7 protein-coding genes, 1 tRNA gene and 2 pseudogenes are annotated in these 8,067 nt (G+C 62.9%); 5 read left to right on the top strand and 5 right to left on the bottom strand.

Going from position 1 to position 8,067, the window contains the following annotated elements:
• From AB4Z11_RS15465 to AB4Z11_RS15455, 3 genes and pseudogenes are all read left to right on the top strand, one after another.
• Window positions 1-190: pseudogene (locus tag AB4Z11_RS15465) on the top strand (class 1 fructose-bisphosphatase); the annotation flags it as partial.
• 65 nt (window positions 191-255) lie between these two features.
• A tRNA-Thr gene (locus AB4Z11_RS15460) sits at window positions 256-331 on the top strand.
• Window positions 332-490: 159 nt separating this feature from the next.
• A complete protein-coding gene (locus AB4Z11_RS15455; RefSeq protein WP_442026135.1) occupies window positions 491-1,927 on the top strand; it encodes a catalase in 1,437 nt (478 codons plus the stop codon).
• A 4-nt stretch (window positions 1,928-1,931) separates the two neighbouring features.
• On the opposite strand, the gene pcaD is transcribed toward AB4Z11_RS15455, so the two are convergent.
• Window positions 1,932-2,717, bottom strand: a complete 786-nt coding sequence (pcaD, locus tag AB4Z11_RS15450) for a 3-oxoadipate enol-lactonase (RefSeq protein WP_442026134.1) — start codon at window positions 2,715-2,717, stop codon at window positions 1,932-1,934.
• Between the two features lie 90 nt (window positions 2,718-2,807).
• On the opposite strand from pcaD, the gene AB4Z11_RS15445 reads away from it, so the two are divergent.
• Complete coding sequence (locus AB4Z11_RS15445) at window positions 2,808-3,749, top strand: LysR family transcriptional regulator (RefSeq protein ID WP_442026133.1); 942 nt, start codon at window positions 2,808-2,810, stop codon at window positions 3,747-3,749.
• Here the strand turns inward: AB4Z11_RS15445 and AB4Z11_RS15440 are convergent.
• Window positions 3,746-4,921 carry an MFS transporter gene (locus AB4Z11_RS15440; RefSeq protein WP_442026132.1) on the bottom strand — a complete coding sequence of 392 codons (1,176 nt, stop codon included), beginning with the start codon at window positions 4,919-4,921 and terminating at the stop codon, window positions 3,746-3,748. The genes AB4Z11_RS15445 and AB4Z11_RS15440 overlap by 4 nt on opposite strands.
• A gap of 110 nt (window positions 4,922-5,031) precedes the next feature.
• Between AB4Z11_RS15440 and AB4Z11_RS15435 the strand changes: the two genes are divergently transcribed.
• Window positions 5,032-5,505 carry a winged helix-turn-helix transcriptional regulator gene (locus tag AB4Z11_RS15435; protein WP_442026131.1) on the top strand — a complete coding sequence of 158 codons (474 nt, stop codon included), beginning with the start codon at window positions 5,032-5,034 and terminating at the stop codon, window positions 5,503-5,505.
• 20 nt (window positions 5,506-5,525) lie between these two features.
• On the opposite strand, the gene AB4Z11_RS15430 is transcribed toward AB4Z11_RS15435, so the two are convergent.
• The 3 genes and pseudogenes from AB4Z11_RS15430 to AB4Z11_RS15420 all read right to left on the bottom strand — a co-directional run.
• Complete coding sequence (locus tag AB4Z11_RS15430; RefSeq protein WP_442026130.1) at window positions 5,526-6,650, bottom strand: branched-chain amino acid ABC transporter substrate-binding protein; 1,125 nt, start codon at window positions 6,648-6,650, stop codon at window positions 5,526-5,528.
• Between the two features lie 76 nt (window positions 6,651-6,726).
• Window positions 6,727-7,518 (bottom strand): substrate-binding periplasmic protein, encoded by a 792-nt coding sequence (locus AB4Z11_RS15425; RefSeq protein WP_442026129.1) that lies wholly within the window; start codon window positions 7,516-7,518, stop codon window positions 6,727-6,729.
• 106 nt (window positions 7,519-7,624) lie between these two features.
• Window positions 7,625-8,067: pseudogene (locus tag AB4Z11_RS15420) on the bottom strand (hypothetical protein); the annotation flags it as partial.

Raw genomic sequence — 8,067 nt, 5'->3', positions numbered from 1 at the left:
GCCGGGCAAACTGCGCCTGATGTACGAAGCTAATCCGATGGCCTTCATCGTCGAGCAGGCAGGCGGCATGGCGACCGACGGCAAGCACCGCATCCTCGACATCCAGCCGGAAAAACTGCACCAGCGCGTGCCGGTGGTCCTGGGTTCGCGCGATGAAGTGGCCGTCGTAACGGGCTACCACCACGCATAAATACACGCTTCAGGGCCGGGTACTAGCAAACTTGCAAAGTTGTTTGCTATAATCCGGGCTCTTTAGCCGCTGTAGCTCAGTCGGTAGAGCAGCGCATTCGTAATGCGAAGGTCACCAGTTCGATTCCGGTCAGCGGCACCAGAATAAGYAGTAAAAACAAAGGGTTACATACTCCGGTATGTAGCCCTTTTGTTTTGTCGGCCGACTAACCCGAAGGGGTGATTGAGGCGGCGAAACCGGAGGTCTACACTCGTACGTTCCAAAGTGGAGTTTTTTATTCAAGACTTAGGGAGCGTAAAGATGAAAAAGTTGACGACCGCCGCCGGTGCACCCGTTGTAGATAACCAGAATTCGCAGTCTGTCGGCCTGCGCGGCCCTCTGCTGTTGCAGGACGTTTGGCTGCTGGAAAAGCAGGCCCAGTTCAATCGCGAAGTGATCCCCGAGCGCCGCATGCACGCCAAAGGCTCGGGCGCCTACGGCACGTTCACCGTCACTAATGACGTCAGCCGCTACAGCAAAGCGGCGCTGTTCTCGCAAGTGGGCAAAAAGACCGACTTGTTCATGCGCTTTTCCACGGTCGCTGGTGAGCGCGGCGCGGCGGACGCCGAGCGCGATATCCGCGGCTTCGCCGTGAAGTTCTATACCGAGCAAGGCAACTGGGACATCGTCGGTAACAACACGCCAGTGTTCTTCTTCCGCGATCCCCTGCGTTTCCCGGACTTGAACCACGTGGTCAAGCGCGACCCCCGCACCAATATGCACAACGCCGAAAGCAACTGGGACTTCTGGACCTTGCTGCCGGAAGCGCTGCACCAGGTCACCATTGTGATGAGCGATCGCGGTATTCCGAAATCCTACCGTCACATGCATGGTTTCGGCAGCCATACCTATAGCCTGATCAACGCGGCCAACGAGCGTTTCTGGGTCAAGTTCCACTTTATTACGCAGCAGGGCATCGAGAATCTGACCGATGCGGAAGCGGTGGCCCTGATCGGCCAGGACCGCGAAAGCCATCAGCGCGATTTGTTCGGGTCGATTGAAAAAGGCGACTTCCCGCGCTGGAAGATGATGATCCAGGTGATGCCGGAAGCGGACGCCAATAAGGTGCCGTACAACCCCTTCGACCTGACCAAAGTCTGGCCGAAGAAAGACTATCCGCTGATTGAAGTCGGCATGCTGGAGCTGAACCGCAATCCGGACAACTACTTTGCCGAAGTCGAGCAGTCGGCCTTTACGCCGGCAGCCGTGGTGCCCGGCATCGGCTTCTCGCCGGACCGCATGCTGCAGGCGCGCCTGTTCTCGTATGGCGATGCGGCGCGCTACCGCCTCGGCTCGAACCACCACCAGATTCCGGTGAATGCGCCGAAGTGCCCCTTCCACAGTTTCCATCGCGACGGCGCCATGCGCGTGGACGGCAATCTGGGCGGCACCATCGCCTACCAGCCAAACAGCAAGGAAGAATGGATCGAACAGCCGGAGTACAAGGAGCCGCCGCTGGCCGTGGAAGGCGCTGCAGGCTACTGGGATCACCGCGTCGATACCGACAACTTCTCGCAGGCCGGCGCGCTGTTCCGCCTGATGACCGGCGAACAGCGCCAGGCCCTGTTCGACAATACGGCGCGCGCGATGAAGGGCGTTTCGCAAGCTGTGTGTGCACGCCATATCGACCACTGTAACCAGGCCGATCCTGAATACGGCGCCGGCGTGGCAGCTGCGATGGCCAAGCTGGCCGGCTAAGGTTTTATCCGCCCAGCCAGCCCATCACCGCATCCATATAGGCAGCCGGCTGCTCGACGTTCGATAGATGCACGCCGGGCAGCATCACCAGCCGCGCGCCAGGAATGGCCGCGGCGAGTTCCTCACCATGCTTTGCGCTGGTCACGGTGTCGTCGATGCCGGCAATGACCAGCGTCGGCGCTTCAATCAAGCGCACCGTGCGGCGCTGATCGGCGTCGCGCACCGCGGCAAAGGCGCCCGCCACGCCACGCGGATCGATCGCATGCAGCATGGCGCGGAAGCGCTGGATTTCTGCACCATTCTCCGCAACCATCTTCGCGGGGAACCAATTATTCAGGAACATCTCGGCTGATTCGCGCATGCCGTGATCGGCCAGCACGCCGGCAATGCGCTCGCTCCATCCGTCCGTGCCGAGCGAGGCGGCGGTGTTGCTGAGGATAAGTCTGTCGATGCGCTCGGGCCGGTGAATCGCCAGCCATTGGCCAATGAAGCCACCCAGCGACAGGCCGAGGAAGTGTGCCCTGGCGATGCCGAGTGCGTCCATCAAATCCAGTACGTCGTGGCCCAGACGGTCCATCGAGTAAGGTCCCAGCGGCACGTCCGATTTACCGTGGCCGCGCGTGTCGAAACGCAGCACGCGGAAGCGCTGCGACAGTTCCGCGATCTGGCCGTCCCACATCGCGTAGTCGGTGGCGATGGAGTTGGACAGGATAAGTGTTGGCAGCTGCTGCGCCCCGTCGAAGCGGTAGGCGATGCGCACGCCATCGTTGGCAGTGATGAATGATTCCATGGTAGATCTCCTTTCCGGAAACCATCGTAGCCGCGCAGCGTTCCGAAAAATATTATAAAGTTCAGTCATTCTTTGTAAGGAATACTGACAATGAGCGCTTTCACCTTGCACGACCTGCAGTGCTTTGATGCGGTGGCTCGCACGGGCGGATTCCAGTCGGCGGCGGATGCGCTGCATCGCACGCATCCGGCCGTGCATGCGGCGGTGGCGAGGCTGGAGCGGCAACTGGATCTCGCGCTGCTGGACCGCAGCGGCTATCGTGTAGCGCTGACCGAGGCGGGCGCCTCGTTTCACCATAAGGCGCAGGGCATGCTGCGCGAGCTGGCGCAGCTGGAAGTGCACGCACGCCAGCTGGCGATGGGCGAAGAAAGCGAGTTGCGCGTGGTGGTGGGCGACTTCTGTCCGCGCCGCGCCGTACTGGCAGTGCTGAGCGGGTTCTTTGCGCAGCATTGCGGCACCAGGCTGCACCTGCATGTCGAGTCGGTATCGGGGCCGGAGGAGCGCTTGCATGATGGCGACGCGGACCTCATCGTGCATGGCGTGGACAAGAACGATCCGCGCGTTGAATGGATCGATCTGGCCAGCGTTCCCTTCGTGCCCGTTGTGGCGCCGGGCTTCCTGCGCTTCGCGCCGGGCCGTTCGGTAAAGCCCGAGCAGCTGCGGGATTACACGCAATGCGTGATCCGCGATACCGCACATTCGATGGCCACGCGCGACTACTTCATGATCGAAGGCGCTCACCAGTGCACGGTAGCGGACCAGTTGATGAAGAAGGAAATCATCCTTCAGGGCATGGCCTGGGGCCACATGCCGCGCTTCCTGATCGAAGACGAATTGCGCGACGGCTCGCTGATTTCCATCGCTGGCCGCCACCTGCCCGGCAGTACCGAAGATCTCGTCGCCGCGCGCCGCGCCGACCGCCCTCACGGCCCCATCGCCACGCTGCTCTGGCAGCACCTCGACAAGCACCGCACCGCGCTGGCGCCGCTGATGGAACGAGCGACGCCTGCGGTTCGCAGCCGCGCCGGCTAGCCGGCTGCCGCGACGGCTGCCGATACGGTTGGGCGTGCGATCAGGCGATAAGCGGATTCCGCCGCAAGCAGACCGATAATGATGAAGACTGCGCTCACCAGTCCGAGGGAGTGGGCGCTGACCAGGGTGATGGCGGCGCCGCCGACCAGGCCGGACATGGAAACGCCCACATACAGTGCGGCAGAATTCAAGCCAAGCAGCAGCGGTGCGGCGGAAGGCGTGATGCTGATCAGGCGGTGCTGCTGCGGCACCAGCATGCCCCAGCCGGCCAGCCCCCACACGATCAGCGCGGGTACTGCGGTCAGCAGCGATGCGGAGGTCCACGGCAGCAGGGCGAAGTCCACAGCCAGAACAGCGATCGCGAAATTGATGATGCGGCGGCTGCCGAAGCGGTCAGTCAAACGGCCAGCCAGCAGATTGCCGACGGTCGACGCCACGCCCCACAGCAGCAGCAAGCCAGCCAGCACGCGGCCATCGCCGCCGGTGGCACGATCGAAGCCCAGGCCAACGTAGGTATAAACCAGGAACAGGCCGCCATACACCAGCAAGGTGGTGGCCAGCGTCAGCAGCACCCGCGCATCGCCCAGTGGTTTCAGGCGCTGCGCCAGGCTGACGGCTGGCGGAGCCGAAATGGACGGCAGACGCCACGCCAGGCCGATAAAGGCCGCGGCCCCRATCGCGGACACAAACCACATCGTTGCGCGCCAGTCGAGCAGACCGCCGATGAAGGTGCCCATCGGCGCACCCAGCGCCGTTGCGCTGGACAAGCCTGCAATCACAATTGCCAGCGCGCGTCCACGCTGCTCCGCCGGCACCAGCGAGGCGCCGGTGGCGGTAGCGGTCGGGCTGAACATGGCTGCGCCAAGCCCCGCCAGGAAGCGGCTCGCCAGCACCAGTTCAATACTCGGGGCGACAGCCGTGATCACATTGCCAAGTACAAAAACGGCAAGGCCTGCCAGCAGCAGCTGTTTGCGTGGCCAACTGGCTGCCGCCGCCGCGATCACTGGCGAGAGCAGGGCATAGCTCAATGCATAAATGGTCACCATTTGCCCGGCCAGGGCGACCGAGACGTTGAGTGAAGCGGCCACCGGCGCCAGGATGCCGGCGACGACAAAGCTGTCGGTGCCGATGGCGAACATGCCTGAGGCAAGGAAGAGAAGACGTTTATCCATGATTATTTGGTCCTGCAAAAGTTTCGTGATGAAACTAATATAGCACAAAAGTTGTGTGACGCAACTTATATGCTAAGATGGTCTGCATGTACCGGAAAACTTTTGATGGAATGAACTGCTCCGTAGCCCGCTCGCTCGACCAGGTCGGCGAGTGGTGGAGCCTGCTCATCGTGCGCGAATGCCTGCTCGGCACCAGCCGTTTCGACGATTTCCAGCAGCGGCTGGGCATTGCCCGCAATGTGCTGACGTCGCGGCTGAATAGCCTGATCGACTACGGCGTGCTGGAGAAAGTGATTGCGGAAGGCAGCGAGAAGCGTTCGGCTTACAAGCTCACGCCCAAGGGCGAGGCGCTATTCCCGGTGATCGTGGCGCTGTCGCAGTGGGGCGATGAATGGCTGGGGCACGAAGCGCCGCTGCAGCTGGTCGAAAACAAGACCGGGCTGCCGATCGAGCCGGTCGGGCCGCGCGTGGGCGACCGCCTGCTGGCCCTGCGCGATGTGCGCGTCGAGCCCGGTCCCGGTGCGACGGAAAAGACGATGGAAGCGATCAGGAACCGCAACCGGGTCATCCTCGGTGAGGAGTAACCCGGCGCGGCGGGGAATGCTTAAAAGCTGGCGATCGGCGCAGGCTGGCCGTTCTTGAAGTTGTAGATGGTCACAGGCGAAGACTTCATATCGCCCTTGGCGTCAAACGAATAGGTGCCGGACACGCCCTTGTAGCTGCCCGCCGCGATATCCGCGCCCACCTTAGCCGGGTCAATCGAATTGGTCTTGGCCATCGATGCTGCGTACATCTGGACCGCATCGTAATAAGCCGACGCATACACATCCGGTTCCGAATTGAAGCGCTTCTTGAATTTGGCCTTKAAGGCCGGACCGGCAGCCGCTTTCTCCAGCAGCGCGCCGCCTTGTGCGCACAGCACGTTCTCGCCGACGGCGTCGCCGCCCAGCTTGCCCATTTCCGCGGTGCAGATGGTATCGCCGCCCAGCAGCTTGGCATTGATGCCCAGCTGCCGCATCTGGCGCACCATTGGCGCTCCTTGCGGCGCATAGCCGCCGAAGAAGATGGCCTGCACATTCTTCGACTTCAGTTTGGTCAGGATGGACGTGAAGTCCACTGCCTTGTCGGTGGTGTACTCATGTCCCGCCACGGTCAGGCCCGAAGCGCGCGCCTGCTTCTTGAATTCTTCCGCCAGGCCCTGGCCGAACGCGGTGCGGTCATCGATCACGGCGACGTTTTTCGCCTTCAGCTCATTGGCTGCGTACAGCGCCATCTTGGAGCCCAGCTGCGTATCGCTGGCGTTGATGCGGAAGATGCCTTTGTAGCCTTGCTGCGTCAACTTGGGATTGGTGGCCACGGGCGCGATCAGCATGCCCGCGTCGTTGTACACGCGCGAAGCCGGAATCGCCACGCCGGAATTGTATGGACCGACCACGTATTTCACGCCGCTGTCGGCCAGCTTCTGGGCCACCGACACACCGGCTTTCGGGTCGCCCTGATCGTCTTCGGAAACCAGTTCGAACTTGACCTTCTTGCCGCCGACTGTAATGGGCTTGGCGTTCAGTTCTTCGATCGCGAGACGCGCGCCTTTTTCGTTGTCCTTGCCGGAGAAGGCCTGGGCGCCGGACAGCGGTCCGCTGTGGCCAATCTTTACAACCAGTTCCTGCGCGGACGCCGAAGCGGCAAACGCCATCAAAGCCAGCACGCCGGCGGAGTGTTTCAAGTTCATCAAAAGTCTCCAAATTGTTTTGATGGCGTGATTATCCACAATCCTGCACGCGGGGCAAGCGGGAAGGTGTAAGCAATCAGCTGCGGCGCTGGCGCAGAGAGGCTTGTTTTTGCTGTTTGAGCAGGGCGGCGTTGATGCGGTCGATCAAGCCATCGTCGCGGCTGCGGGCGACGGCGAAGAACTGCTGCGTGTCGACTTGCACGGGCGTGGGCAGCACGCTCAGGGTGACGCCGGGTGGCAGGGGGATGTCCTTGGTGAGCGGCGCAGCGAAGGCGCGCAGTTCGGCTTCCATGTCGGCGGCGGTTTGCCAGCCGGTCTGGAATAGCAGCACCGCGTCCACGCGTTTGAGCAGAAGGCGCTGCAGGCGCGTGGCGCGCGAAGGCAGGTCGTCCTCCACCTTGAACAGCTTTTCGATGCGGGCGCGTTCGAATTCTTCGCCGTAGCCATAACCGCGCACCGCGCCGATGGTCTTGCCGCGCAGGTCGGACAGTTTTTCAAAAGGGAAGGTGGCGTCGCTGCGTGTGACCAGCCATAAGGTGCTGCTGACGGCTGCTTCGGAATAGCGCAGCGCGCGTTCCCGGCCGGCGTTTTTCGGCAGGCCGAAAATCAGGCCGTCGCCATTGCGCGCATTGCGCTCGGCACGCGGCCAGGGATACGTGCGCACGTYGAAGCGCAGGTTCAGTTCTTTTTCGAGGTAATCAAGCAGGGTACGCTGCCAGGGACGCATGAGTTTGGGGCGGCCCGCTTCGTCGAAAGCCTCGCCCATGATCAGGCTGACCATCTGCTGCGCGTGCGCGTCCCGCAAGCCGAGCAGCGGCGCGACAAGTAATGCGGATTGCAACAGGAAAGCGCGCTTGGCGGGATTCATGCCCCGATATTACCGAGTTTCCCGCGGGAATTGCCGGTTGGGCCGGCGATTTTGAGCGAAGTGTGGCGCGCCGCGCAACGCGGGCGGCGATACCTTATCAAGAAGCTCAGGTTGCTTCGGGCGGCGTGTTCGGCGGACGTGCGGGTGCGTTGCCGGATTGTCCAGTATTCGCGGCGTTTTCCGGCAGCGTCGGCGGTGGGACCAGCGGCCGGCGGGTTTGCTCGCCGGTTTGCACGGGCAGGGCAGCGTGGGTGCGCGTGACCGCTTCCACTGCCGGGACGGCTTCGCCAGCCGGTCCTGCAGTGGGTGGACGGCCGGATGCGGCGGCGATGTCGCCGGTTCGATAGGCTGCCAGGGCGGCAGGGATCATGGCATTCGTGGCAAGTCCGCGCGCGGCTTCGGGACCAGTTGGGGCCAGGTCGGCCGCGCCTGGGCCACCAGCGGTCACAGTGCCGCCCGCCGCACCGCCGACGGCTCCCGCCCCACCGGCCGCGCCGCCTGCTGCGCCGCCGATGCCGCCGGCTCCACCGAGCGCACCGCCTTCTGCAC

Origin of the sequence: Pseudoduganella sp. RAF53_2, assembly GCF_052113985.1 — a bacterium.
Classification (GTDB): Bacteria; Pseudomonadota; Gammaproteobacteria; order Burkholderiales; family Burkholderiaceae_D; genus Rugamonas.
Note: the sequence above shows the minus strand (reverse complement) of the source record. Positions and strands in the feature narration are given on the sequence as shown.